Raw genomic sequence first — 25,828 nt, 5'->3', positions numbered from 1 at the left:
ATGGACGAAGGTCTGCGCTTCGCAATCCGCGAAGGCGGCCGTACCGTTGGCGCGGGTGTTGTTGCTAAAGTTATCGCATAATTACCGATAACGTTTGACGCAATGCACACGGAAAGGGCATCATTTGATGCCCTTTTTGCACGCTGTTTCATAGAACCTGGCTCATCAGTGATTTTCGATCATAATCATTGCTGAGACAGGCTCTGTCATGCGGCGTTGGATACCGAGTTACGCCCCAAAAGCTCATTCGGTTTGGACGCCTCGCACTGCGGGGCAGAATAGTTTCTGAATTATTGTGGCAGGTTGGTTTATGAGTGCGAATACCGAAGCTCAAGGGAGCGGGCGTGGCCTGGAAGCGGTAAAGTGGGTAGTAGTCGTATTACTGCTGCTTGCAGCGATTGTAGGTAACTACCTCTATCGTGATGTGTCACTGCCACTGCGTGCGTTAGCCGTAGTTGTACTGATCGCAGCGGCTGGCGGCATTGCGCTTTTAACGACCAAAGGCAAAGCGACCGTGGCTTTTGCTCGTGAAGCAAGAACAGAAATGCGTAAGGTTATCTGGCCAACCCGCCAGGAAACGCTGCACACCACGTTAATCGTTGCCGCGGTTACCGCCGTGATGTCACTGATTTTGTGGGGGCTGGATGGTATTCTGGTCCGTCTGGTATCGTTTATCACTGGCCTGAGGTTCTGAGATGTCTGAAGCTCCAAAGAAACGCTGGTACGTCGTACAGGCGTTTTCCGGTTTTGAAGGCCGCGTAGCACAGTCGCTGCGCGAGCATATCAAATTGCACAACATGGAAGAGCTGTTTGGCGACGTCATGGTTCCGACTGAAGAAGTCGTTGAAATTCGTGGTGGCCAGCGTCGTAAGAGCGAGCGCAAGTTTTTCCCGGGATATGTACTGGTTCAGATGGTGATGAATGACGCCAGCTGGCACCTGGTGCGCAGCGTCCCGCGCGTGATGGGTTTCATCGGCGGCACATCTGACCGTCCGGCACCTATCAGCGATAAAGAAGTTGATGCGATCATGAACCGTCTGCAGCAGGTCGGCGACAAGCCTCGTCCGAAAACGCTGTTTGAACCAGGCGAAATGGTTCGCGTTAACGACGGTCCGTTTGCTGACTTTAACGGTGTGGTTGAGGATGTGGATTACGAGAAGAGCCGCCTGACGGTTTCTGTCTCCATCTTCGGACGTGCAACACCGGTTGAACTCGACTTCGGTCAGGTGGAGAAAGGTTAACCTCTTTCCGCTCACAATTTAGCTGTTGCAGCAGGCGCGAAATTTAACTACAATTTCGCGCCTTTTGTTTTTATGCGCTGGCAACAGCGTATAAATCGTTATCACGGGGAGCCTTTTAAAGGCGCTATAACCCAATTGAGGAAATATCATGGCTAAGAAAGTCCAAGCCTACGTCAAGCTGCAGGTTGCAGCTGGTATGGCGAACCCAAGTCCACCGGTTGGTCCAGCTCTGGGTCAGCAGGGTGTTAACATCATGGAATTCTGCAAAGCGTTCAACGCGAAGACCGAATCTCTGGAAAAAGGTCTGCCGACTCCTGTTGTTATCACTGTATACAGCGACCGTTCATTTACCTTTATCACCAAAACCCCTCCGGCTGCCGTACTGCTGAAAAAAGCAGCGGGCATCAAGTCTGGTTCTGGTAAGCCGAACAAAGATAAAGTCGGTAAAGTGACCCGTGCTCAGGTACGTGAAATCGCAGAAACCAAAGCTGCGGACATGACTGGTTCTGACGTTGAAGCGATGACTCGCTCAATCGAAGGTACTGCTCGTTCCATGGGCCTGGTAGTAGAGGACTAAGAAATGGCTAAGCTGACCAAGCGCATGACCGTAATTCGCGACAAAGTTGACGCGACCAAGCAGTATGACATTGCTGAAGCTGTTGCTCTGCTGAAAGAACTGGCAACTGCCAAGTTCGTTGAAAGCGTTGACGTTGCTGTCAACCTCGGCATCGATGCACGTAAATCTGATCAGAACGTACGCGGCGCGACCGTTCTGCCACACGGTACTGGTCGTTCAGTACGTGTTGCTGTCTTCACCCAGGGCGCAAACGCTGAAGCGGCAAAAGCTGCTGGCGCAGAGCTGGTTGGTATGGAAGACCTGGCTGAGCAGATCAAGAAAGGCGAAATGAATTTTGACGTTGTTATTGCTTCTCCGGATGCAATGCGCGTTGTTGGCCAGCTGGGCCAGATTCTGGGTCCACGCGGCCTGATGCCAAACCCGAAAGTCGGTACTGTAACCCCTAACGTTGCTGAAGCGGTTAAGAACGCTAAAGCAGGTCAGGTTCGTTATCGTAACGACAAAAACGGCATCATCCACACTACCATCGGTAAAGTGGACTTTGACGCTGACAAACTGAAAGAAAACCTGGAATCTCTGCTGGTTGCGCTGAAAAAAGCGAAACCATCTCAGGCGAAAGGCGTGTACATCAAGAAAGTCAGCCTTTCAACCACCATGGGCGCCGGCGTTGCCGTTGACCAGGCTGGTCTGAACGCAACAGCAAACTAATTGCTGCTTGAAACGGGCGAAAAATTCACCTAGAATCTTACGCCCGTTGTTCTGTTATTAGCAGAACAGGACACCAGAGAGTCAGATGCGACAGCGGCGTTTAACGCCTTTCCCTCTGATTCTGCTGCGTCACACAGAATTTAGGTTGGAGCCAGGCCTTATCCTGGCCTCCGTCCAAGACCGCAGGAGCTGTCTATCTCCGGATAGCCCGCTTAATACCCTGCGTAGACGGTGACAGAACCAAAAGAATTTTTTCTTAGCTGGATTCTGCTCACCGTGTTCGAGCGCTTATTTCCCCTTTTGGGTGAGTAAGTGAAGTGAGTTCCGGGGAAATCCTTTCCCGGTCAAATCCAGGAGCAAAAGCTAATGGCATTAAATCTTCAAGACAAACAAGCAATTGTTGCTGAAGTCAGCGAAGTAGCCAAAGGTGCGCTTTCAGCGGTTGTTGCGGATTCCCGTGGCGTTACCGTTGATAAAATGACCGAACTGCGTAAAGCAGGTCGTGAAGCTGGCGTTTACATGCGTGTTGTTCGTAACACCCTGCTGCGCCGCGTCGTTGAAGGAACTCAGTTTGAGTGCCTGAAAGACACGTTTGTTGGTCCGACCCTGATTGCATATTCTATGGAACACCCGGGCGCTGCTGCTCGTCTGTTCAAAGATTTCGCGAAAGCGAATGCAAAATTTGAGGTCAAAGCTGCAGCCTTTGAAGGTGAGCTGATCACGGCGGCCAATATTGACCGTCTGGCAACTCTGCCGACCTACGAAGAAGCACTGGCACGTCTGATGTCGACCATGAAAGAAGCCGCTGCCGGCAAACTGGTCCGCACTCTGGCTGCTGTACGCGATGCAAAAGAAGCGGCTTAAGGCCCTTTTCTTTTCTTCGTACCTGCTTACGTATAAACTTTTTCTGATTCTTAGGAACAATTGTCATGTCTATCACTAAAGACCAAATTCTGGAAGCTGTTGCAGCGATGTCCGTAATGGAAGTTGTTGAGCTGGTTTCTGCTATGGAAGAAAAATTCGGCGTTTCTGCTGCTGCTGCTGTAGCTGTTGCTGCGGGCCCGGCTGAAGCTGTTGAAGAAAAAACTGAATTCGACGTCGTACTGAAAGCTGTTGGCGCGAACAAAGTAGCAGTTATCAAAGCCGTACGTACTGCAACTGGTCTGGGCCTGAAAGAAGCCAAAGACCTGGTTGAAGCAACTGGCGTAATCAAAGAAGGCATCAGCAAAGATGACGCAGCTGCACTTGAAGCTGCTCTGAAAGAAGCTGGCGCTGAAGTTGAAGTTAAGTAAGACAACCTTCGGGTTGCAGTCTGAGTAGTTTCAGACTGATGGCTGGTGACTTTTTGGTCACCAGCCTTTTTGCGCTACAGGGTCTCAATGGGGTTTCACACTGTTTGTCCATTGCTACTCTTCAATATCTTTCTCTATCGACGACTTAATATACCGCTTTCCTGTGCGGGTTCCCTGCCTTCACAAAAGCGATGAAATGATTTAAGCGTGATAGAAAGAGGTATTGCACTGCTGCCGCGCAGCCAGTGAATCAAACAAAATCGTGTTGCATGAACTGTCCTGTCAGGACGGACAGCGTGGGTCGACTTGTCAGCTAGCTGAGGAACCCTATGGTTTACTCCTATACCGAGAAAAAACGTATTCGTAAGGATTTTGGTAAACGTCCACAAGTACTGGACATACCTTATCTCCTTTCCATCCAGCTCGACTCGTTCCAGAAGTTTATCGAGCAAGATCCAGAAGGTCAGTACGGGCTGGAAGCTGCATTCCGCTCTGTATTCCCTATTGCGAGCTACAGCGGCAACTCTGAGTTGCAGTATGTGAGCTATCGCCTGGGCGAACCTGTCTTTGACGTGAAAGAGTGTCAGATCCGTGGCGTGACCTATTCGGCACCGCTGCGCGTGAAACTGCGTCTGGTGATCTATGAGCGCGAAGCGCCAGAAGGCACCGTAAAAGACATTAAAGAACAAGAAGTCTACATGGGCGAAATTCCGCTCATGACCGACAACGGTACCTTTGTTATTAACGGTACCGAGCGCGTTATCGTTTCTCAGCTGCACCGTAGTCCTGGCGTGTTCTTTGATAGCGATAAGGGTAAAACCCACTCTTCGGGTAAAGTGCTTTATAACGCACGTATCATCCCTTACCGCGGTTCATGGCTCGACTTTGAGTTTGACCCGAAAGATAACCTGTTTGTCCGTATTGACCGTCGTCGTAAGCTGCCGGCCACTATCATCCTGCGTGCGTTGCAGTTCACAACACCTCAGATCCTCGATCTCTTCTTCGAGAAAGTGGTGTTTGAAATTCGCGACAACAAGCTGCAGATGGAGCTGGTGCCTGAGCGCCTGCGCGGTGAAACCGCGACCTTCGATATCGAAGCGAACGGCACCGTTTACGTCGAAAAAGGTCGCCGCATTACTGCGCGTCATATTCGTCAGCTGGAAAAAGATGGCATTCAGCACATCGAAGTTCCGGTTGAATATATCGCGGGCAAAGTGGTTGCTAAAGACTACATCGATGAGAGCACCGGTGAGCTGATTGTTGCAGCGAACATGGAGCTGTCACTGGATCTGCTGGCCAAACTGAGCCAGTCGGGTCACAAACGCATCGAAACGCTGTTCACCAACGATCTGGACCACGGTCCATATATGTCTGAGACCCTGCGTGTTGACCCAACCAGCGATCGCCTGAGCGCACTGGTTGAGATCTACCGCATGATGCGTCCTGGTGAGCCGCCAACGCGTGAAGCTGCAGAGAACCTGTTCGAGAACCTGTTCTTCTCTGAAGATCGTTACGATCTCTCTGCCGTCGGCCGCATGAAGTTCAACCGTTCACTGCTGCGTGATGAAATCGAAGGTTCAGGTATCCTGAGCAAAGAAGACATCATCGAAGTGATGAAAAAACTGATCGACATCCGTAACGGTAAAGGCGAAGTGGACGATATCGACCACCTCGGCAACCGTCGTATTCGTTCAGTCGGTGAAATGGCTGAGAACCAGTTCCGTGTCGGCCTGGTGCGTGTTGAGCGTGCGGTTAAAGAGCGTCTCTCTCTGGGCGACCTCGATACGCTGATGCCTCAGGACATGATCAACGCGAAGCCGATTTCGGCTGCGGTGAAAGAGTTCTTCGGTTCAAGCCAGCTTTCACAGTTTATGGATCAGAACAACCCGCTGTCAGAGATTACGCACAAACGTCGTATCTCTGCACTTGGCCCGGGTGGTTTGACGCGTGAGCGTGCCGGCTTCGAAGTGCGTGACGTACACCCAACGCACTACGGTCGTGTCTGCCCAATCGAAACCCCTGAAGGTCCGAACATCGGTCTGATCAACTCCTTGTCTGTTTATGCACAGACCAATGAGTATGGTTTCCTTGAGACGCCTTATCGTCGTGTTATCGACGGTCTGGTTTCTGACGAGATCCACTACCTCTCTGCTATTGAAGAGGGTAACTACGTTATCGCTCAGGCGAACGCCCCGCTCGATGAAAATGGCGCGTTTGTTGATGACCTGGTCACCTGCCGTAGCAAAGGCGAATCGAGTCTGTTCAGCCGCGATCAGGTTGACTACATGGACGTTTCCACCCAGCAGGTGGTTTCTGTCGGTGCATCTCTGATCCCGTTCCTGGAACACGATGACGCCAACCGTGCTCTGATGGGTGCGAACATGCAACGTCAGGCCGTTCCGACTCTGCGTGCAGATAAGCCGCTGGTTGGTACCGGTATGGAACGTGCTGTTGCCGTTGACTCCGGTGTTACTGCCGTCGCCAAACGTGGTGGTACCGTTCAGTATGTTGATGCATCACGTATCGTTATCAAAGTTAACGAAGATGAGATGTACGCGGGCGAAGCCGGTATCGACATCTATAACCTGACCAAATATACCCGTTCAAACCAGAACACCTGCATCAACCAGATGCCATGTGTCTCTCTGGGTGAGCCGGTTGAGCGCGGAGACGTGCTGGCAGATGGCCCGTCCACCGATCTGGGTGAGCTGGCGCTGGGCCAGAACATGCGTGTCGCGTTCATGCCGTGGAACGGTTACAACTTCGAAGACTCCATCCTGGTCTCCGAGCGTGTGGTTCAGGAAGATCGCTTTACCACCATCCACATCCAGGAATTGGCTTGCGTGTCGCGTGACACCAAACTGGGACCGGAAGAGATTACCGCTGATATCCCGAACGTGGGTGAAGCTGCACTCTCTAAACTGGATGAATCAGGCATCGTCTACATCGGTGCTGAAGTGACCGGTGGTGACATTCTGGTTGGTAAGGTTACCCCGAAAGGTGAAACCCAGCTGACGCCAGAAGAGAAGCTGCTGCGTGCGATCTTCGGTGAAAAAGCCTCTGACGTAAAAGATTCATCACTGCGCGTGCCGAATGGCGTGTCAGGTACCGTGATCGACGTTCAGGTCTTTACCCGCGATGGCGTGGAAAAAGACAAGCGTGCGCTCGAAATCGAAGAGATGCAGCTGAAGCAGGCTAAGAAAGACCTGTCTGAAGAGCTGCAGATCCTGGAAGCGGGCCTGTTCAGCCGTATCCAGAGCGTCCTGATCGCAGGTGGCGTTGAAGCTGACAAGCTGGACAAGCTGCCGCGCGAGCGCTGGCTGGAGCTGGGTCTGACTGATGAAGCCAGACAAAATCAGCTGGAGCAGCTGGCAGAGCAGTACGACGAACTGAAGCACGAGTTTGAGAAAAAACTCGAAGGCAAGCGCCGTAAGATCACCCAGGGCGACGATCTGGCACCGGGCGTGCTGAAAATCGTTAAGGTTTATCTGGCCGTTAAACGTCAGATCCAGCCTGGTGATAAGATGGCAGGTCGTCACGGTAACAAAGGTGTTATCTCTAAGATCAACCCAATCGAAGACATGCCTTACGATGAGAACGGTACGCCGGTCGACATCGTACTGAACCCGCTGGGCGTACCATCGCGTATGAACATCGGTCAGATCCTTGAGACACACCTGGGGATGGCAGCGAAGGGCATTGGTGAGAAAATTAACGCCATGCTGAAGAAGCAGGAAGAAGTCGCGAAACTGCGCGAATTCATCCAGCGTGCCTATGACCTGGGAAGCGATCTGCGTCAGAAAGTTGACCTGAACACCTTCTCCGACGACGAAGTGCTGCGCCTGGCAGAGAACCTGAAAAAAGGTATGCCAATCGCAACGCCGGTGTTTGATGGCGCGAAAGAGAGCGAAATCAAAGAGCTGTTACAGCTCGGCGGTCTGCCTTCTTCCGGTCAGATTACCCTGTTTGACGGCCGCACCGGTGAACAGTTCGAACGTCAGGTAACCGTTGGCTACATGTACATGCTGAAACTTAACCACCTGGTTGATGACAAGATGCATGCACGTTCTACCGGTTCCTACAGCCTGGTTACTCAACAGCCGCTGGGTGGTAAGGCGCAGTTCGGTGGTCAGCGCTTTGGTGAGATGGAAGTATGGGCACTGGAAGCATATGGTGCCGCGTATACCCTGCAGGAAATGCTTACCGTTAAGTCTGATGACGTCAACGGCCGTACCAAGATGTATAAAAACATCGTTGACGGCAACCATCAGATGGAACCGGGCATGCCGGAATCCTTCAACGTACTGTTGAAAGAGATTCGCTCGCTGGGTATCAACATCGAGCTGGAAGACGAGTAACCCCCATTTCAGGCTGTGGTTCGCCGCCGCCTGAAAGCGCAGGGTTTAAGCGCTCGCAATTGTACTGGTTACGGGGCGTTCAATTTCGGTTGGACGCCCCCTGAGTCTCACTCCGACGGGAGCTAATCCGTGAAAGACTTACTTAAGTTTCTGAAAGCGCAAACTAAGACCGAAGAGTTTGATGCGATCAAAATTGCGCTGGCTTCGCCAGACATGATCCGTTCCTGGTCTTTTGGTGAAGTGAAAAAGCCAGAAACCATTAACTACCGTACTTTTAAGCCAGAGCGCGATGGTCTGTTCTGTGCCCGTATCTTCGGGCCGGTAAAAGACTATGAGTGCCTGTGCGGTAAGTACAAGCGTCTGAAACACCGTGGTGTGATTTGTGAGAAGTGCGGCGTTGAAGTGACCCAGACTAAAGTACGCCGTGAGCGTATGGGCCACATCGAACTGGCGTCGCCGACTGCGCACATCTGGTTCCTGAAGTCACTGCCATCGCGTATCGGCTTGCTGCTGGATATGCCACTGCGTGACATCGAGCGCGTGCTCTACTTTGAATCTTACGTGGTAATCGAAGGTGGCATGACCAACCTCGAGAAGCGTCAGATCCTGACTGAAGAGCAGTACCTTGACGCACTGGAAGAGTTCGGTGACGAGTTCGACGCCAAAATGGGCGCCGAAGCTATCCAGGCCCTGTTGAAAAACATGGATCTGGACCAGGAGTGCGAGCAGCTGCGTGAAGAGCTGAACGAAACCAACTCTGAAACCAAGCGTAAAAAGCTGACCAAGCGTATCAAGCTGCTGGAAGCGTTCGTTCAGTCTGGTAACAAGCCAGAGTGGATGATCCTGACCGTGCTGCCTGTTCTGCCACCGGATCTGCGTCCGCTGGTTCCGCTGGATGGCGGACGTTTTGCTACGTCAGATCTGAACGATCTTTATCGTCGCGTGATCAACCGTAACAACCGTCTGAAGCGCCTGCTGGATCTGGCTGCGCCAGATATCATCGTGCGCAACGAAAAGCGTATGCTGCAGGAAGCGGTCGATGCACTGCTGGACAACGGTCGTCGCGGTCGTGCGATCACCGGCTCCAACAAGCGTCCGCTGAAATCGCTGGCTGACATGATCAAAGGTAAGCAGGGTCGCTTCCGTCAGAACCTGCTGGGTAAACGTGTCGACTACTCCGGTCGTTCGGTTATCACCGTGGGTCCATACCTGCGTCTGCATCAGTGCGGTCTGCCGAAGAAAATGGCACTCGAACTGTTTAAACCGTTTATTTACGGCAAGCTGGAACTGCGTGGCCTGGCCACCACCATCAAAGCCGCGAAGAAAATGGTTGAGCGCGAAGAAGCGGTTGTCTGGGATATCCTCGACGAAGTGATCCGTGAGCACCCGGTTCTGCTGAACCGTGCGCCTACGCTGCACCGTCTGGGTATTCAGGCCTTTGAACCGGTTCTGATCGAAGGTAAAGCTATCCAGCTGCACCCGCTGGTTTGTGCGGCGTATAACGCCGACTTCGATGGTGACCAGATGGCTGTTCACGTTCCGCTGACGCTGGAAGCCCAGCTGGAAGCGCGTGCGCTGATGATGTCTACCAACAACATCCTGTCACCTGCGAACGGCGAGCCAATCATCGTTCCTTCTCAGGACGTTGTACTGGGTCTGTACTACATGACCCGTGACTGTGTTAACGCCAAAGGCGAAGGCATGGTTCTGACTGGCCCGAAAGAAGCTGAGCGTATTTATCGCGCTGGCCTGGCCTCACTGCACGCTCGCGTTAAGGTGCGTATCACCGAACACGAGAAAAATGAGCAGGATGAGTGGGTTGCGAAAACCAGCCTGATCGACACCACGATTGGCCGTGCCATCCTGTGGATGATCGTGCCGAAAGGTCTGCCTTACTCCATCGTCAACCAGGCGCTGGGTAAAAAAGCGATCTCCAAAATGCTGAACACCTGTTACCGCATTCTGGGGCTGAAGCCGACCGTTATCTTTGCTGACCAGACCATGTACACCGGTTTCGCCTACGCAGCCCGTTCAGGCGCGTCAGTCGGTATCGACGACATGGTTATTCCAGAGAAGAAAGTGGAAATCATCACCGAAGCGGAAGCGGAAGTGGCTGAGATCCAGGAACAGTTCCAGTCTGGTCTGGTTACCGCGGGTGAACGTTATAACAAAGTCATCGATATCTGGGCCGCAGCCAACGAACGTGTTGCCAAGGCGATGATGGAAAACCTCTCTACTGAAACCGTGATTAACCGTGACGGCGAAGAAGAGAAACAGGTTTCCTTTAACAGCATCTTTATGATGGCCGACTCCGGTGCGCGTGGTTCTGCTGCACAGATTCGTCAGCTGGCCGGTATGCGTGGTCTGATGGCGAAGCCAGATGGCTCCATCATCGAGACGCCGATTACCGCGAACTTCCGTGAAGGTCTGAACGTACTCCAGTACTTCATCTCAACCCACGGTGCGCGTAAAGGTCTTGCGGATACCGCACTGAAAACCGCGAACTCCGGTTATCTGACGCGTCGTCTGGTTGACGTTGCCCAGGATCTGGTTGTGACCGAAGATGACTGTGGAACGCACGAAGGCATCATGATGACCCCGGTCATCGAAGGTGGCGACGTGAAAGAGCCACTGCGCGAACGCGTTCTGGGCCGTGTGACCGCGGAAGACGTTCTGAAGCCGGGCTCGGCTGACATTCTGGTTCCACGTAACACCCTGCTCGATGAGCACTGGTGTGACGTGCTGGAACTGAACTCAGTCGACAGCCTGAAAGTGCGTTCGGTCGTAGGTTGTGAAACTGACTTTGGTGTGTGTGCACACTGCTACGGTCGCGACCTGGCACGTGGTCACATCATCAACAAAGGTGAAGCGATCGGTGTTATCGCGGCACAGTCCATCGGTGAGCCGGGTACACAGCTGACGATGCGTACGTTCCACATCGGTGGTGCGGCATCACGTGCGGCTGCTGAATCCAGCATTCAGGTGAAGAACAAAGGTACCATCAAGCTGACCAACGCCAAGTCGGTAACGAACTCGGCAGGTAAGCTGGTGATCACCTCGCGTAACGTCGAACTGAAAATGATCGATGAATTTGGTCGTACCAAAGAGAGCTATAAAGTTCCTTACGGTTCTACCATGGCGAAAGGTGATGGTGAGCAGGTTGCAGCGGGCGAAACCGTAGCAAACTGGGATCCGCATACCATGCCAGTTATCACCGAAGTGGGCGGTTTCATTCGCTTCACCGACATGATTGACGGCCAGACCATTACCCGTCAGACAGATGACCTGACCGGTCTTTCTTCGCTGGTGGTGCTGGACAGTGCTGAACGTACGTCAGGCGGTAAAGATCTGCGTCCTGCGCTGAAAATTGTTGATGCCAGCGGCAACGACGTTCTGATCCCAGGCACTGATATGCCTGCTCAGTACTTCCTGCCGGGTAAAGCGATTGTTCAGCTGGAAGATGGCGTTAAGATCAGTGCCGGTGACACGCTGGCGCGTGTTCCGCAGGAATCTGGCGGTACCAAGGATATTACCGGTGGTCTGCCACGCGTTGCTGACCTGTTCGAAGCGCGTCGTCCGAAAGAGCCGGCTATCCTGGCTGAGATCAGCGGTATCATCTCCTTCGGTAAAGAGACCAAAGGTAAACGCCGTCTGGTCATCACGCCGCTGGATGGCAGTGAGCCATACGAAGAGATGATTCCGAAATGGCGTCAGCTGAACGTGTTCGAAGGTGAACGTGTTGAGCGCGGTGACGTGGTTTCCGATGGCCCAGAGTCTCCACATGACATCCTGCGCTTGCGTGGCGTGCATGCGGTGACCCGTTACATCACTAACGAAGTGCAGGAAGTTTATCGTCTGCAGGGCGTTAAGATTAACGATAAGCACATCGAAGTCATCGTTCGTCAGATGCTGCGTAAAGCGACCATCGTGAGCGCAGGAAGCACCGACTTCCTGGAAGGTGAGCAGGCTGAATTCTCTCGCATCAAGATCTCTAACCGTGATCTGGAAGCGAACGGAAAAGTTGGCGCAACCTTCGTACGTGACCTGCTGGGTATTACCAAAGCGTCACTGGCAACCGAATCGTTCATCTCTGCCGCATCGTTCCAGGAAACGACCCGTGTCCTGACCGAAGCAGCAGTAGCAGGTAAGCGTGATGAACTGCGCGGCCTGAAAGAGAACGTCATCGTGGGTCGTCTGATCCCGGCCGGTACCGGTTATGCATACCATCAGGATCGTATGCGCCGTAAAGCGGCGGGTGAAGTTCCGGCTGCACCGCAGGTGACTGCGGATGAAGCCTCAGCCAGCCTGGCTGAACTGCTGAACGCCGGCCTCGGCGGCAGCAAAGACGATTAATCGTCCTTCGCCTGATAAAAACCCTGCTTCGGCAGGGTTTTTTTTTCTCTGATTCAGCCATTCCAGTCATTGCGGTCGATGCCGATATCTTTCAGCTGACTGTCACTCAGTCTCGACAGAATAGCGCGCGTTTCTCGCCGCAGCTGCCAGCGTCTGAAGCTGCGCCACAGATAACGGAGCAGAAGGTAAGGTGTAACGGCAAAAGGCTTAGCGGCGCGATTTTCATCATATCCCATGATAGTTTCCTCAATGATTGGCCTGAGCACTATTTTCCGGGGATACACCTGTATGATACAGACTCAAAAATCACCTTTTATTAACATACAGATTGAAGAGATCGCGATCTGAATGGTAAAAAAGGAGCCTGACTGTACTGGTCGCTCATCATCACGCTGGCAGGAGAGGATACAATGACCCGCTATGAACATCTGGCCACGTTGCTGGCACAGCGTATCGAACAGGGCTTGTTTCGCAGCGGGGAGCGTCTGCCCTCTGTGCGCAGCCTGAGTGCGGAACATGGGGTGAGTATCAGCACGGTGCAGCAGGCTTATCGCCTGCTGGAAGAGAAGCAGATGATTATCCCGCAGTCGCGCTCCGGCTATTTTGTGGCGTCGCACAAAGCCACGCCGCCGGTACCTGCGCTGACCCGTCCCGTGCAGCGGCCTGTTGAGGTGACGCAGTGGGACGCGGTGCTGGAGCTGCTCAACAGCCGGCTGGAAGATGACGTACTGCAACTGGGCAGCGGCATGCCCGATCTGACCCAGCCGACCCTGAAGCCGCTGTGGAAAGCCTTCAGCCGTCAGGCTCAGAAGCAGGAGGCTGGCCTGCTAAATTATGACACCCTCTATGGCGTTCTCGCGCTGCGGAAACAGGTTGCCCGGCTGGCGATCGATAGCGGCTGTCAGCTTACCGCCGATGATATTGTTATCACGACCGGCTGCCATGAAGCCTTATCGGTAGCCGTGCGGGCGGTCTGTGAACCGGGCGATATCATCGCCGTCGAGTCGCCCTCTTTTCACGGTATCATGCAAACCCTGCGTGGCTTTGGCATCCGGGCCATTGAGATTCCGACCGATGCGATAACCGGCATCAGTCTTGAGGCGCTGGAACTGGCTTTTGACCAGTGGCCCATTAAAGCGGTCATCGTTGTTCCGAACTGCAATAATCCGCTCGGCTTTATCATGCCTGAGGCACGCAAACGGGCGTTACTGGCGCTGGCGCAGCGTTTTGATGCGGCCATCATCGAAGATGACGTTTATGGAGAGTTAGCCTGGGAATATCCCCGTCCGCCCGCCATTAAGGCGCTCGATATGGATGGCCGGGTTCTGCTCTGCAGCTCCTTTTCAAAAACGCTGGCGCCAGGTCTGCGGGTTGGCTGGGTGGCACCTGGCCGTTATCGCGACCGCGTGCTGCACATGAAATATATCGTCACAGGCTCTACGGCTACGCAGCCTCAGCATGCTGTTTCCGAGTTTATCCGCCAGGGGCATTATCAGCCTCATCTGCGCCGGATGCGGCAGATCTATCACCGCAACTATGAAACTTTCAGTTGCTGGGTGCGCCACTACTTTCCCTGCGGTATCTGCGTCTCTCGTCCTCAGGGCGGTTTTATGATGTGGATAGAACTTCCTGAAGCGTTTGACGCCGTCCGGCTTAACCGCGAACTGCGCGAGTCAAAAATCCAGATTGCCGTCGGCTCACTCTTTTCAGCATCGGGGAAATATCGCAACTGTCTGCGTCTGAACTTTGCGCTGCCCATCACCGATCAGACGGAACAGGCGCTGGCACGGCTGGGTGCGGCCGTGGAACGCGCCATGCTCTCCTGTCAGCATGAGACGCCTGCTTCCGCTCCCGATGTCGCTTAAACCGAAGAAGAAGCAGGGCCGGCAAGAGGAGGGAACCGGCCCTGGTCAGATAACCGTCACCTGACGACGGCCACGTTAAAGTACCGGTTCAGGAGGTGCCACCCTCAGCCTCTGCTTCTGCGCGCCGCTTTCCCGGAAAGTGGTGGACGTTACCGCATTTGCCGCCAGGATGCGGGACAGGTTCCGGAAATCGCTATCCGTGAGGCTCTGCCAGCGCCAGCAGGGTGCGCGTGGCTTCACGCCAGTCATCTGCCCGGGTAATCGCACTTACCACAGCAATGCTGCCCACGCCGGTTGCTAGGACTTCCGGTGCCCGGGCAATCGAGATACCGCCAATCGCCACGGTGGGGATGTGCGTCAGGCGTGCCAGGTGCCGCTTCAGTTGTTCCACGCCCTGAGGCGCAGAAGGCATCGCTTTGGTCTGCGTCGGGAAGATATGTCCCAGTGCAATGTAAGAGGGCTGGATCGCCAGGGCGCGATCCAGTTCCGTATCATCATGGGTGGAGATCCCGAGCCGCAATCCTGCCTGGCGAATCCGGGCGAGATCGGCAACATCCAGATCTTCCTGACCCAGATGCACACCATAGGCGTCATGTCTGATCGCCAGCTCCCAGTAATCATTGATAAACAGGCGCGCATCGTAGCGTTTGCCCAGCGCTATCGCCTGAGCAATCGCGGGTTCGGCAATCTCATCAGGCTGATCTTTTATGCGCAGCTGCAACGTGCGCACGCCCGCCGTCAGCAGGCGTTCAATCCAGGCGGGGCTGTCAACCACCGGATAGAGCCCCAGGCGCGGGGCGGTAGCAGGAAAGGCAGACATGGTTACTCCTCCTCAATAACATCGGCAGAGTGATAAAGCTCACCCCCGCGGCTGCGGAAATGCTCTGACATCCGGGCCATGCCCACTTCCACCGGTTCAGCGCGGCTATCCTGGCGTGCCGCAAACTCGCGCACCTCCTGAGAAATCTTCATTGAGCAGAATTTAGGGCCGCACATTGAACAGAAATGGGCCACTTTGCCTGACTCCTGCGGCAGGGTTTCATCATGCATGGCGCGGGCGGTGTGAGGGTCCAGCGCCAGGTTGAACTGATCTTCCCAGCGGAATTCAAAGCGCGCTTTGGACATGGCGTTATCGCGGATCTGCGCAGCGGGATGGCCTTTGGCCAGGTCGGCAGCATGTGCCGCGATTTTGTAGGTGATCAGCCCCTGTTTGACATCCTCTTTGTTCGGCAGCCCCAGATGCTCTTTAGGTGTGACGTAACAGAGCATGGCGCAGCCAAACCAGCCAATCATGGCGGCCCCGATTCCGGAGGTAAAGTGGTCATAGCCCGGTGCGATGTCGGTGGTCAGCGGGCCGAGGGTGTAGAAGGGGGCCTCATCGCACAGGTCGAGCTGTTCGGTCATGTTGCGGCGGATCATATGCATCGGCACATGGCCCGGCCCTTCAATCATCACCTGCACATCATATTCCCAGGCAATACGCGTCAGTTCGCCCAGGGTACGCAGCTCAGCGAACTGCGCCTCATCGTTCGCATCCTGAATCGAACCCGGCCGCAGACCATCGCCCAGCGACAGCGACACATCGTAAGCGGCGCAGATTTCACAAATCTCCCGAAAATGCTGATAAAGGAAGTTCTCCTGATGATGCGACAGACACCATTTCGCCATGATCGATCCGCCGCGCGACACGATCCCGGTCAGCCGCTTCGCCGTCATCGGGACATAACGCAGCAGGACGCCAGCGTGTATCGTGAAGTAATCTACCCCCTGTTCCGCCTGCTCAAGCAGCGTGTCGCGGAAAACGTCCCAGTTCAGCGCCTCGGCCACACCGTTCACTTTTTCCAGCGCCTGATAGATCGGCACTGTGCCGATGGGGACCGGGCTGTTCCGCAGAATCCACTCGCGCGTTTCATGAATATAGCGGCCGGTAGAGAGATCCATCACCGTATCGGCCCCCCAGCGTGTCGACCAGACCAGTTTTTCCACTTCCTCTTCGATGGAGGAGGTGACCGCCGAGTTACCGATATTGGCATTCACCTTAACCAGAAAGTTGCGGCCGATGATCATCGGCTCCGATTCCGGGTGATTGATATTGGCAGGGATGATGGCCCGTCCGGCTGCCACCTCCTGCCGCACAAACTCCGGTGTGATGCTGGCTGGCAGATGCGCACCAAAACTGTGGCCCGGATGCTGTTGCAGCAGCACTTCACTGCGAATCCGTTCACGGCCCATATTTTCCCGCAGCGCAATAAACTCCATTTCCGGGGTGATGATCCCCTGGCGGGCATAATGCAGCTGGGTGACGCGGCGGCCTGAACAGGCCCGGCGTGGCGTCGGTAAGTGATCGAAGCGCAGATGGTCCAGCCCCTCATCAGCCAGCCGTTGCTGGGTGTAGCCGGAACTGTTTTGTGGCAGGTATTCGCTGTCATTGCGTTCCGCTATCCAGCGGGCGCGCAGTTTTTCCAGGCCGCGATGAACATCGATCTGTGCCGCGGGATCGCCATAGGCACCTGCCGTGTCGTAAACCGGCACCGCTTCGTTTGGCTCATAGGTCGGCTGGGCTTTGCTCCCACCGGTGTGGGTCGGGCTTAGCGTGATCTCGCGCATCGGAACGCGAATATCGTCACGGCTGCCGGTTATCCAGATGCGACGGGACTGGGGAAATGCACTGCCGCTTTGCAGCGAATCGATAAATTCCTGCGCCTGGGCACGTTGTTCACGACGGGTCATTTTTGGGTCAGACATAGCAATCTTCCTGTTCAGGGGGAACGATGCTTGTCCGGAGTTCGGAAGGAGTAGCGGTATCGGCAGCATAAGAATGCTGGCATACCGTAAAAATTTACTCTTGTTCCCTTCGCAGGTTCTAACCTGATCAGGTTCCGCGGATCCCGAATTAACGGTCTCAGCCCGGCTGGGCACTCCGACAAGAAGCGCTTTTTACGCCCTAATCTGACCGGCAGATCGGGCGTAAAAATCGTGTTTTTCACAGCAAAAAACAAAAAAGGTTCGTCGGCGTAGTGGCCTCGGAACCTCTTTAGCATAAAAGGGCGAGTGGATAATCTCAACCCTTTTGGTGGTGATACCGGTTAAGCGGGACGGGCAATCTGACTGTCATTGGCAACCGGCGGGGTAGCCAGCTGATTATCCCATGCCAGCTGGATTAGCTTATCTTCCAGCGTGAAGCGCGACTCCAGCACTTCGCCCACCTCTGAAAGCGCCTGCTGGAAAGTCATGCAGTTTTCATCGTCTATCGCCTGTTGCAGGTGACCATCATAGAGCTGCATCAGCCGCTCGGTGTTGGCTTCCAGTGGCGGATAGATCTGCGCAGCCGCAATCATCGGGCTATCACCGTTCATTTCACTGATAACACGTTCATAGATACTGAAGTGACCGGCCGAAAGATAATCGACCAGGCTGTGACAGAAGTTGTCCAGCGCCTGCTCATCGAGACGGGTCAGGGCTTCTTTGTTGGGCTTCAGGCCGACCAGATGATAATAGGTCACCAGCAGCTGGCGACGGGCTTCGAGCCAGGAATCGACCAGCTCATTACTGCCACCTACGCGTTCAGCCAGGACGTTTAACTGGTTAAGCATATCTGACTCCATGTGAGTTATAGTTGTTTATCAACACACTTAACATCAGGGCTTCAGCGTACGATTTGACGCTAAGGATGACGAAATAAATGCAATGCGAAATCTCAAGCGTAGACGCTGGATGGTGGATTGTCAGCCATGAACAGAAACTTTGGTTGCCACAAGGTGATTTACCCCACGGAAACGCCGAAAATTTTGGTCTGACTGGCAGTAAAGCACGCCTTATCGGAGAGTGGCAGGGCGAACATGTCTGGCTGATTTGTGCGTCACGCTCTGCCGATATGTTCTCCGTGCGGCAGTTGATCGATCAGGATGTCGGACTGTTTCAGCTGGCGGGGCGAGGTGTGCAGCTGGCGGAGTTTTACCGCTCTCATCGCTGGTGCGGCTACTGCGGCCATGAAATGCATCACAGCAGGCATGAATTTGCCTGCCTGTGCAGTCATTGCCGTGAGCGTTACTATCCGCAAATCGCCCCCTGCATCATCGTGGCTATCCGTCGTGGAGATGAAATCCTGCTGGCAAATCATGCCCGCCATCGCAACAAGGTCTATACCGTGCTGGCCGGCTTTGTGGAGGTCGGTGAGACGCTGGAGCAGGCCGTTGCCCGCGAAGTGATGGAGGAGAGCAACATCCGCGTCAAAAACGTGCGCTATGTGACCTCTCAGCCGTGGCCCTTTCCGCAATCCCTGATGACCGCCTTCATGGCGGAGTATGACAGCGGCGATCTGCAGCATGATGGCAAAGAGCTGCTGGATGCGGCCTGGTTCCGTTTTGATGACCTTCCCCTGCTGCCTCCACCCGGCACCGTGGCACGCCGCCTGATTGAAGATACCGTCGCCCTGTGCCGCGCTGAAGTGTGAAAGTGCTACACTACACGCCTGTTATTGAGAGAGTGTTGAGATGAGTGAACTGAAGAACGATCGTTATTTGCGTGCCCTGTTACGTCAGCCGGTGGATGTCACGCCGGTATGGATGATGCGACAAGCCGGGCGCTATTTGCCGGAGTACAAAGCGACACGCGCCCAGGCGGGTGATTTTATGTCGCTGTGTAAAAACGCCGAGCTGGCCTGTGAAGTCACCCTGCAGCCGCTGCGTCGTTTTCCGCTGGATGCCGCCATCCTCTTCAGTGACATCCTGACGATTCCGGATGCGATGGGACTGGGACTCTATTTTGAAACCGGCGAAGGCCCGCGTTTCTCAAACCCTGTAACCTGCCGCGCTGACGTTGATCGCTTGCCGGTGCCCGATCCGGAGATGGAGCTGGGCTATGTGATGAACGCGGTTCGCACCATCCGCCGCAATCTGAATGGCGAGGTGCCGCTGATCGGCTTCTCCGGCAGTCCATGGACGCTGGCCACCTACATGGTGGAAGGCGGCAGCAGCAAAGCGTTTACCCGAATCAAAAAGATGATGTATGCCGAGCCTGCTACGCTGCATGCGATGCTGGATAAGCTGGCTGACAGCGTCATTCTCTATCTCAATGCGCAGATTCGCGCAGGTGCCCAGTCGGTGATGGTCTTCGATACCTGGGGCGGCGTGCTGACCGGCCGTGACTACCGCGAATTCTCCCTTCACTACATGCACAAAATTGTTGATGGTCTGCTGCGTGAAAATGATGGCCGCCGCGTGCCGGTGACGCTGTTCACCAAAGGCGGTGGACAGTGGCTGGAAGCGATGGCCGCCACCGGCTGTGATGCGCTGGGTCTCGACTGGACCACCGACATTGATGATGCGCGCCGTCGCGTGGGCGATAAAGTTGCGCTGCAGGGCAATATGGACCCCTCTATGCTCTATGCGGCACCTGAGCGTATTGAGCAGGAAGTGGCCGGTATTCTGGAGCGCTTTGGTTCCGGCACCGGCCATGTCTTTAATCTGGGGCACGGTATTCATCTGGATGTGCCACCGGAAAATGCCGGTGTCTTTGTTGATGCTGTGCATCGTTTATCACGTCCCTGGCATCAGGAGTAATCATGGATATTGCCGCACTTCGCGCTGAGCAGTTACAACGCGCCGCTGACGTGGTGCGTGACGATGATTTTGATGTGTTACCGCCTCGCTATATCGGCGGGGCCGACGTAGGTTTTGAGCAGGAAGGCACGATCACACGCGCAGCGATGGTAATCCTGGAGTACCCATCACTTCGGCTGGTGGAGCATCGCATCGCGCGTATTGAGACGACGATGCCCTATATCCCGGGCTTTCTCTCCTTCCGGGAATATCCGGCCCTGATGGCCGCCTGGGAGATGCTGGAGCAGAAGCCGGACCTGCTGTTTGTGGATGGACACGGGATTTCGCATCCCAGACGGCTCGGCGTTGCTTCGCATTTTGGTCTGCTGGTGGATGTGCCTACTATCGGGGTCGCGAAAAGCCGGCTGTGTGGTCGTTTTGCCGAACTGGATGCGCAGCCGGGCAGCCGCCAGCCGCTGATCGACAAAGGTGAGCAGATTGGCTGGGTATGGCGCAGCAAGCAACGCTGCAACCCGCTGTTCGTCGCCACCGGCCACCGTGTCAGCCTGGATACTGCGCTGCAGTGGGTCGAAAACTGTACGCGCGGTTACCGTTTGCCGGAACCCACCCGCTGGGCCGATGCAGTAGCGTCGAACCGTTCCGCTTTCCAGCGCTGGCAAAACGCGCTTTAACACTGTTTGTGCTGCGCTTTTGCAGTTACACTGCGGCCAGCGAAACGAATAAGAGCCACCTTTATGTTACAAAATCCCGTTCATCTGCGTCTGGCGAAGCTGGAAAGCTGGCAGCATCTGACGTTTATGGCCTGCCTGTGCGAGCGTATGTACCCCAACTATCGCGCATTCTGCGAGCAGACTGAATTTGCCGATCCGGCACTCTATCGCCGCATCCTTGATCTGATCTGGGAAAACCTGACGGTCAAAGATGCGAAGATTAACTTCGACAGCCAGCTGGAAAAGCTCGAGGCTGCCATTCCCGATGGCGATGCGTTTGAGGTTTATGGCGTCTATCCGGCTATTGATGCCTGCGTGGCCCTGAGCGAAGTGTTACATGCCCAGCTGAGTGGTGAAACGCTGGAGCATGCGATTGAAGTCAGCAGGACATCCATTACGACAGTTGCCATGCTGGAAATGACACAGGCTGGACGCGAAATGACCGATGAGGAGCTGCGTGAAAACCCGGCTATCATCGATGAGTGGGACCTCCAGTGGGAGATTTTCCGCCTGCTGGCGGAGTGTGAAGAGCGCGACCTTGAATTGATTAAAGGTCTGCGATCTGACCTGCGTGAAGCGGGAATAAGTAACATCGGTATAAATTTCCAGCAGTAAGGCGATAAAACGTGACTTCAGGCCCGAATTAGCGCGCCTGGAGGCTTCACATTGGCCCCCTCTCTGGTCTACATTTGGGGGGCTGAAAATTGTGGCTATCGGTGCGTGCAGGCAGAAGAGTGCCAGAATATGGCTTTTCCCTCGCACTCGTTGCTTAGCAAGCGATAAATACACTTTAAGGATAACTTATGAACAAGACTCAACTGATTGATGTGATCGCAGAAAAAGCTGACCTGTCTAAAACCCAGGCTAAGGCAGCGCTGGAATCTACTCTGGCTGCGATCACTGAGTCTCTGAAAGATGGTGATGCTGTACAACTGGTTGGTTTTGGTACTTTTAAAGTGAACCACCGCGCTGAGCGTACCGGTCGTAACCCGCAGACTGGCAAAGAGATCAAAATCGCTGCAGCAAACGTACCGGCATTCGTGTCTGGTAAAGCGCTGAAAGACGCCGTTAAGTAAGACGTCGCACTGCGGTTAAGCTTTAAAACAGGGGGCGTTTCGCCCCTTTTGTTTAAGAGGCCAGCCATCATGACCCCGCTGTTTCAGCGTTTAGCTGTTCTGTTTCTCTCCCTGTTTCTGTTTAGCTGTAGCTCTGTTCCGGATATTCCCCCCTTTTCTGCCAGTGGCTATCTTGCCGATCGTGGTGTTGTGCGCATCTGGCGTAAAAACAGCGATCACCAGTCTGTCCATATTCGTACGATCTACACGCCGTTCAGTGGCGGTGAGGGCGAGGTGACCGATTATGTCTGGCTGGAAGAGGCGCTGATCAGCGTTCAGCGCCAGGTAAAAGGGAAGCAGCCTGATGATGTCACCCTGCGCTTTGACCAGGCGGGCGGCCTCAACTTTATGCAGCGTCAGCTGTCAGACCGGCGTGAAGCCGTGAGTGCGGATGCGGTGGAACTCTATAAGTTTGACGCTCAGCGGATGCGTAACCTGAGTGATGCGCTGTTAAGCGGTCGGGTATTCCTGAGGCAGGGACACTGGCTGGGCAATAATCTGCTGGAGAGTTGTGAAGGTCAGCAGGTCAGACCCGCTTTTGATGCTGATGCCCTGCGGATACTGACACAGCAGCAGCGCAGCGCCCCGGCACCGCTGATGGTGTCATGGCTGGACGCGCCGGAAGGCATTCAGCTGTTGCGGATCAGTCAGCAGGATGAGTGCGCGCAGCAGCCGACAGAAGATGATATGTAAAAATAAAAAGGGGGCACCCGGTGCCCCCTGAACTTATTTGCGATTAATGGCGCGATAGCCAATATCGCGGCGGCAGAAGCTGCCCTGCCACGAGATGGGCTGTGTCAGCGCATAAGCCCGCTTCTGTGCCGCAGCGACATCCTCACCCAGTGCGGTAACGCACAGCACGCGGCCACCGCTGGTCAGCACCCGATCCTCTTCCAGCCGGGTTCCGGCGTGAAAGACCTTACCGTCCGCAACCTCTTCCAGTGGCAGACCGTGGATCTGATCACCCTGACTGTAGTCACCCGGATAACCGCCCGCCGCCAGTACCACACCGAGCGCAGGACGCGGATCCCACTGGGACGTTTTCTGATCCAGTCTACCCTCGCAGGCAGCCAGGCAAAGATCGACCAGATCCGACTGCAGGCGCAGCATGATCGGCTGGGTTTCCGGATCGCCGAAGCGGCAGTTGAATTCGATCACTTTCGGCTGCCCGGTGCGATCGATCATCAGACCGGCGTAGAGAAAACCGGTGTAAACGTTGCCTTCGGCAGCCATGCCGCGCACTGTCGGCCAGATAACCTGATCCATGACGCGCTGGTGGATCTCATCGGTGACGACCGGCGCCGGGGAATAGGCGCCCATTCCGCCGGTGTTCGGACCGGTATCACCATCGCCTACGCGTTTATGATCCTGGCTGGTGGCCATTGGCAGCACATGCTCGCCGTCGACCATCACAATAAAGCTGGCTTCTTCGCCATCCAGAAACTCTTCGATCACAATGCGGTGTCCGGCGTCGCCAAAGGCATTACCTGCCAGCATATCCTGAACGGCTTCTTCTGCTTCCTGCAGCGTCATCGCCACAATGACGCCTTTACCGGCGGCCAGGCCGTCAGCTTTAATAACGATAGGCGCGCCTTTTTCACGCAGATACGCGAGAGCTGGCTCGACCTCGGTAAAGTTCTGGTATGCCGCGCTGGGGATCTGATGGCGCGCCAGGAAGTCTTTAGTAAATGCTTTTGAGCCTTCCAGCTGTGCGGCAGCCTGAGTCGGGCCAAAAATGGTCAGCCCTGCCTGACGGAATGCATCCACCACGCCAATGACCAGCGGTGCTTCCGGTCCGACAATGGTCAGATCGATCTTCTCGCGCTGGGCAAAATCCAGCAGGGCAGGGATATCGGTCGCACTGATTGCGACATTCTGCAGCGCAGGCTCTAATGCCGTACCGGCGTTACCTGGCGCAACAAAGACAGTTTCTGCCAGCGGCGACTGTGCCGCTTTCCAGGCCAGCGCGTGTTCACGTCCGCCGTTACCAATCACTAAAATTTTCATCTGTTACTCTCCGGAACGATTAATGACGGAAGTGGCGCATATCGGTAAAGATCATGGCAATGCCGTGCTCATCCGCCGCCGCAATCACCTCTTCATCGCGGATAGAGCCGCCAGGCTGAATCACACAGCTCACGCCCACCGCAGCGGCTGCATCAATACCGTCGCGGAAGGGGAAGAACGCATCTGACGCCATGGCAGAACCTTTCACTTCCAGTCCTTCATCGCCCGCTTTAATACCGGCAATTTTAGCGGAGTAGACGCGGCTCATCTGGCCGGCACCAATCCCGATCGTCATCCCGTCACGCGCATAGACAATGGCATTGGATTTAACAAACTTCGCGACCTTCCAGCAGAAGAGGGCATCACGCAGCTCCTGCTCCGATGGCTGACGCTTGCTGACCACGCGCAGCTGGCTGGCATCGACCATACCGAGATCGCGATCCTGAACCAGCAGGCCACCGTTGACGCGTTTGAAATCCAGCGCTGCCGTGCGGTTTTGCCACTGGCCGCAGATCAGGACACGGACATTCTGTTTCGTCGCGGTAATCTTCAGCGCGGCCTCGGAAACGGCTGGCGCGATGATCACCTCAACGAACTGGCGGCTGATAATGGCCTGTGCTGTCGCTTCATCCAGCTCGCGGTTAAAGGCGATGATGCCCCCGAACGCAGAGGTAGGGTCGGTCTGGTAAGCACGGTCATAGGCTGACAGCAGGTCGTCGCCCGTCGCAACGCCACAGGGATTAGCATGTTTAACAATGACGCAGGCGGGGTCACTGAACTCTTTGACACACTCGAGTGCAGCATCCGTGTCAGCGATATTGTTATAGGAGAGCGCTTTGCCCTGAACCTGTTGCGCGGTGGCAACCGAGGCTTCAGCAACCTGCTCTTCTATATAGAAGGCTGCCTGCTGGTGGCTGTTTTCGCCGTAACGCATATCCTGCTTCTTGATGAAGTTCAGATTCAGGGTACGCGGGAAGCGACCTGCAGGCTGATTGCGTTCACCGTGATAGGCGGGCACCAGACTACCAAAGTAGTTCGCGATCATGCCGTCGTAGGCGGCAGTGTGTTCAAACGCTTTGATCGCCAGGTCGAAACGGGTGTCGAGCGTCAGGCCGTTCTGGTGGGCATCCATTTCAGCAATGATGGCGTCGTAGTCGCCGCTGCTGACTACGATGGCCACATCTTTGTGGTTCTTGGCAGCAGAGCGCACCATGGTCGGGCCGCCGATATCAATGTTTTCTACTGCGTCTTCCAGTGAGCATCCTTCACGGGCAACGGTCTGTGCAAAGGGATAGAGATTAACGACCACCATGTCGATAGGGCTGATGTCATGCTGCGCCATGATGGCATCATCCTGGCCGCGACGACCCAGAATGCCGCCATGCACTTTCGGATGCAGGGTTTTGACGCGTCCATCCATCATTTCCGGGAAACCGGTGTAATCAGAGACTTCTGTGACAGCCAGACCCGCATCCGCCAGCAGGCGAGCGGTTCCACCTGTGGAGAGCAGTTCGACACTGCGACTGGAGAGCGCCTGAGCAAATTCGAGGATGCCGGCTTTGTCAGAGACACTGAGCAAGGCGCGGCGTACAGGACGAGGTTGTTGCATGGTGGTTTATCCCTTGGCTTTGTTTCGCGTATAGAAGAGCGTTACATCAGGTTTTACAGCGGTTTTCTCTTCTATATAAGAAGGAAAGATCAAAAACCTCAGGTAACGCCCCTAAAAGGGGAGTCCGTCATATTGCCCGGCATTGTAGCGAAAACGTTTGCGTGATGCTCGCCTAAATTTGCCAGGCCCGGCGAATGTGGATAACGCTGTGTGTAACTGCGTATAACAGCGACTTTTGCTGTGGAATGCAGCGAACGCGCTTTTTTCTGCAATTTATGGGTTGCGCCTGTCTGACAACTCCCTATAATGCGCCTCCATCGACACGGCACAACGGCTTACGGAATGCGGTGTTGAGAGGTTCAGGAGACTGAGCCGCCGGAGAAAAACTTCTGAAAAAGAGGTTGACTCTGAAGGAGGAAAGCGTAATATACG

General features: G+C 54.8%; 21 protein-coding genes, 1 pseudogene and 1 riboswitch. Of the genes and pseudogenes, 16 read left to right on the top strand and 6 right to left on the bottom strand.

Going from position 1 to position 25,828, the window contains the following annotated elements:
• From HFD97_RS21665 to rpoC, 9 genes and pseudogenes are all read left to right on the top strand, one after another.
• Nucleotides 1-81: pseudogene (locus HFD97_RS21665) on the top strand (elongation factor Tu); the annotation flags it as partial.
• Between the two features lie 229 nt (nt 82-310).
• Nucleotides 311-694: a preprotein translocase subunit SecE gene (secE, locus tag HFD97_RS21660; protein ID WP_008927141.1), complete on the top strand. Its 384-nt coding sequence runs from the start codon at nt 311-313 to the stop codon at nt 692-694.
• A 1-nt stretch (nt 695) separates the two neighbouring features.
• Nucleotides 696-1,241 (top strand): transcription termination/antitermination protein NusG, encoded by a 546-nt coding sequence (gene nusG, locus HFD97_RS21655; protein ID WP_003848088.1) that lies wholly within the window; start codon nt 696-698, stop codon nt 1,239-1,241.
• 148 nt (nt 1,242-1,389) lie between these two features.
• Nucleotides 1,390-1,818: a 50S ribosomal protein L11 gene (gene rplK, locus HFD97_RS21650; RefSeq protein ID WP_006121495.1), complete on the top strand. Its 429-nt coding sequence runs from the start codon at nt 1,390-1,392 to the stop codon at nt 1,816-1,818.
• Nucleotides 1,819-1,821: 3 nt separating this feature from the next.
• A complete protein-coding gene (gene rplA / locus HFD97_RS21645) occupies nt 1,822-2,526 on the top strand; it encodes a 50S ribosomal protein L1 (protein WP_009092662.1) in 705 nt (234 codons plus the stop codon).
• Nucleotides 2,527-2,892: 366 nt separating this feature from the next.
• Nucleotides 2,893-3,390 (top strand): 50S ribosomal protein L10, encoded by a 498-nt coding sequence (gene rplJ, locus HFD97_RS21640; protein WP_003848098.1) that lies wholly within the window; start codon nt 2,893-2,895, stop codon nt 3,388-3,390.
• A gap of 65 nt (nt 3,391-3,455) precedes the next feature.
• Entirely contained in the window at nt 3,456-3,818 is a 363-nt protein-coding gene (gene rplL / locus HFD97_RS21635; RefSeq protein WP_009092660.1) for a 50S ribosomal protein L7/L12, read from the top strand.
• A 329-nt stretch (nt 3,819-4,147) separates the two neighbouring features.
• On the top strand, nt 4,148-8,176 hold the full coding sequence (gene rpoB / locus HFD97_RS21630; RefSeq protein ID WP_046100987.1) for a DNA-directed RNA polymerase subunit beta: 4,029 nt from the start codon (nt 4,148-4,150) through the stop codon (nt 8,174-8,176).
• A gap of 129 nt (nt 8,177-8,305) precedes the next feature.
• On the top strand, nt 8,306-12,529 hold the full coding sequence (gene rpoC / locus HFD97_RS21625) for a DNA-directed RNA polymerase subunit beta' (RefSeq protein ID WP_009092657.1): 4,224 nt from the start codon (nt 8,306-8,308) through the stop codon (nt 12,527-12,529).
• Between the two features lie 53 nt (nt 12,530-12,582).
• On the opposite strand, the gene HFD97_RS21620 is transcribed toward rpoC, so the two are convergent.
• The gene (locus HFD97_RS21620) at nt 12,583-12,765 is read right to left on the bottom strand and encodes a DUF1127 domain-containing protein (protein WP_009092656.1); all 183 of its coding nucleotides are present in this window, start codon (nt 12,763-12,765) and stop codon (nt 12,583-12,585) included.
• A 174-nt stretch (nt 12,766-12,939) separates the two neighbouring features.
• On the opposite strand from HFD97_RS21620, the gene HFD97_RS21615 reads away from it, so the two are divergent.
• On the top strand, nt 12,940-14,394 hold the full coding sequence (locus tag HFD97_RS21615; protein WP_009092655.1) for a PLP-dependent aminotransferase family protein: 1,455 nt from the start codon (nt 12,940-12,942) through the stop codon (nt 14,392-14,394).
• A gap of 193 nt (nt 14,395-14,587) precedes the next feature.
• Here the strand turns inward: HFD97_RS21615 and thiE are convergent, their stop codons facing one another.
• The 3 genes from thiE to HFD97_RS21600 form a co-directional block, all read right to left on the bottom strand.
• On the bottom strand, nt 14,588-15,214 hold the full coding sequence (thiE, locus tag HFD97_RS21610; protein WP_058958345.1) for a thiamine phosphate synthase: 627 nt from the start codon (nt 15,212-15,214) through the stop codon (nt 14,588-14,590).
• Between the two features lie 2 nt (nt 15,215-15,216).
• Nucleotides 15,217-17,139, bottom strand: coding sequence for a phosphomethylpyrimidine synthase ThiC (gene thiC / locus HFD97_RS21605; protein WP_280117077.1), 1,923 nt, complete (start codon nt 17,137-17,139; stop codon nt 15,217-15,219).
• Nucleotides 17,140-17,226: 87 nt separating this feature from the next.
• A riboswitch (TPP riboswitch) is annotated at nt 17,227-17,327 on the bottom strand.
• 153 nt (nt 17,328-17,480) lie between these two features.
• Nucleotides 17,481-17,987: an Rsd/AlgQ family anti-sigma factor gene (locus tag HFD97_RS21600; protein ID WP_009092652.1), complete on the bottom strand. Its 507-nt coding sequence runs from the start codon at nt 17,985-17,987 to the stop codon at nt 17,481-17,483.
• Between the two features lie 89 nt (nt 17,988-18,076).
• On the opposite strand from HFD97_RS21600, the gene nudC reads away from it, so the two are divergent.
• The 6 genes from nudC (at nt 18,077) to HFD97_RS21570 (ending at nt 22,473) form a co-directional block, all read left to right on the top strand.
• The gene (gene nudC / locus HFD97_RS21595) at nt 18,077-18,847 is read left to right on the top strand and encodes an NAD(+) diphosphatase (protein WP_058958346.1); all 771 of its coding nucleotides are present in this window, start codon (nt 18,077-18,079) and stop codon (nt 18,845-18,847) included.
• Between the two features lie 40 nt (nt 18,848-18,887).
• The gene (hemE, locus tag HFD97_RS21590) at nt 18,888-19,955 is read left to right on the top strand and encodes a uroporphyrinogen decarboxylase (protein WP_009092650.1); all 1,068 of its coding nucleotides are present in this window, start codon (nt 18,888-18,890) and stop codon (nt 19,953-19,955) included.
• A 2-nt stretch (nt 19,956-19,957) separates the two neighbouring features.
• On the top strand, nt 19,958-20,626 hold the full coding sequence (gene nfi / locus HFD97_RS21585; RefSeq protein ID WP_167432501.1) for a deoxyribonuclease V: 669 nt from the start codon (nt 19,958-19,960) through the stop codon (nt 20,624-20,626).
• Nucleotides 20,627-20,689: 63 nt separating this feature from the next.
• Entirely contained in the window at nt 20,690-21,280 is a 591-nt protein-coding gene (locus HFD97_RS21580) for a YjaG family protein (RefSeq protein ID WP_009092648.1), read from the top strand.
• Between the two features lie 188 nt (nt 21,281-21,468).
• A complete protein-coding gene (gene hupA, locus HFD97_RS21575) occupies nt 21,469-21,741 on the top strand; it encodes a nucleoid-associated protein HU-alpha (RefSeq protein ID WP_003850136.1) in 273 nt (90 codons plus the stop codon).
• A gap of 69 nt (nt 21,742-21,810) precedes the next feature.
• Entirely contained in the window at nt 21,811-22,473 is a 663-nt protein-coding gene (locus HFD97_RS21570) for a DUF1481 domain-containing protein (RefSeq protein ID WP_009092647.1), read from the top strand.
• 33 nt (nt 22,474-22,506) lie between these two features.
• On the opposite strand, the gene purD is transcribed toward HFD97_RS21570, so the two are convergent.
• Both purD and purH read right to left on the bottom strand, forming a co-directional pair.
• The gene (purD, locus tag HFD97_RS21565) at nt 22,507-23,787 is read right to left on the bottom strand and encodes a phosphoribosylamine--glycine ligase (protein ID WP_167432500.1); all 1,281 of its coding nucleotides are present in this window, start codon (nt 23,785-23,787) and stop codon (nt 22,507-22,509) included.
• Between the two features lie 19 nt (nt 23,788-23,806).
• The gene (gene purH / locus HFD97_RS21560) at nt 23,807-25,396 is read right to left on the bottom strand and encodes a bifunctional phosphoribosylaminoimidazolecarboxamide formyltransferase/IMP cyclohydrolase (protein ID WP_167432499.1); all 1,590 of its coding nucleotides are present in this window, start codon (nt 25,394-25,396) and stop codon (nt 23,807-23,809) included.
• Nucleotides 25,397-25,828 lie beyond the last annotated feature (432 nt).

The sequence above is a fragment of the Pantoea sp. EKM103V genome (genome assembly GCF_011800365.1).
GTDB lineage: Bacteria > Pseudomonadota > Gammaproteobacteria > Enterobacterales > Enterobacteriaceae > Pantoea > Pantoea anthophila.
The sequence above is the reverse complement of the archived record's forward strand: the minus strand, read 5'-3'. Positions and strand labels throughout refer to the sequence as shown.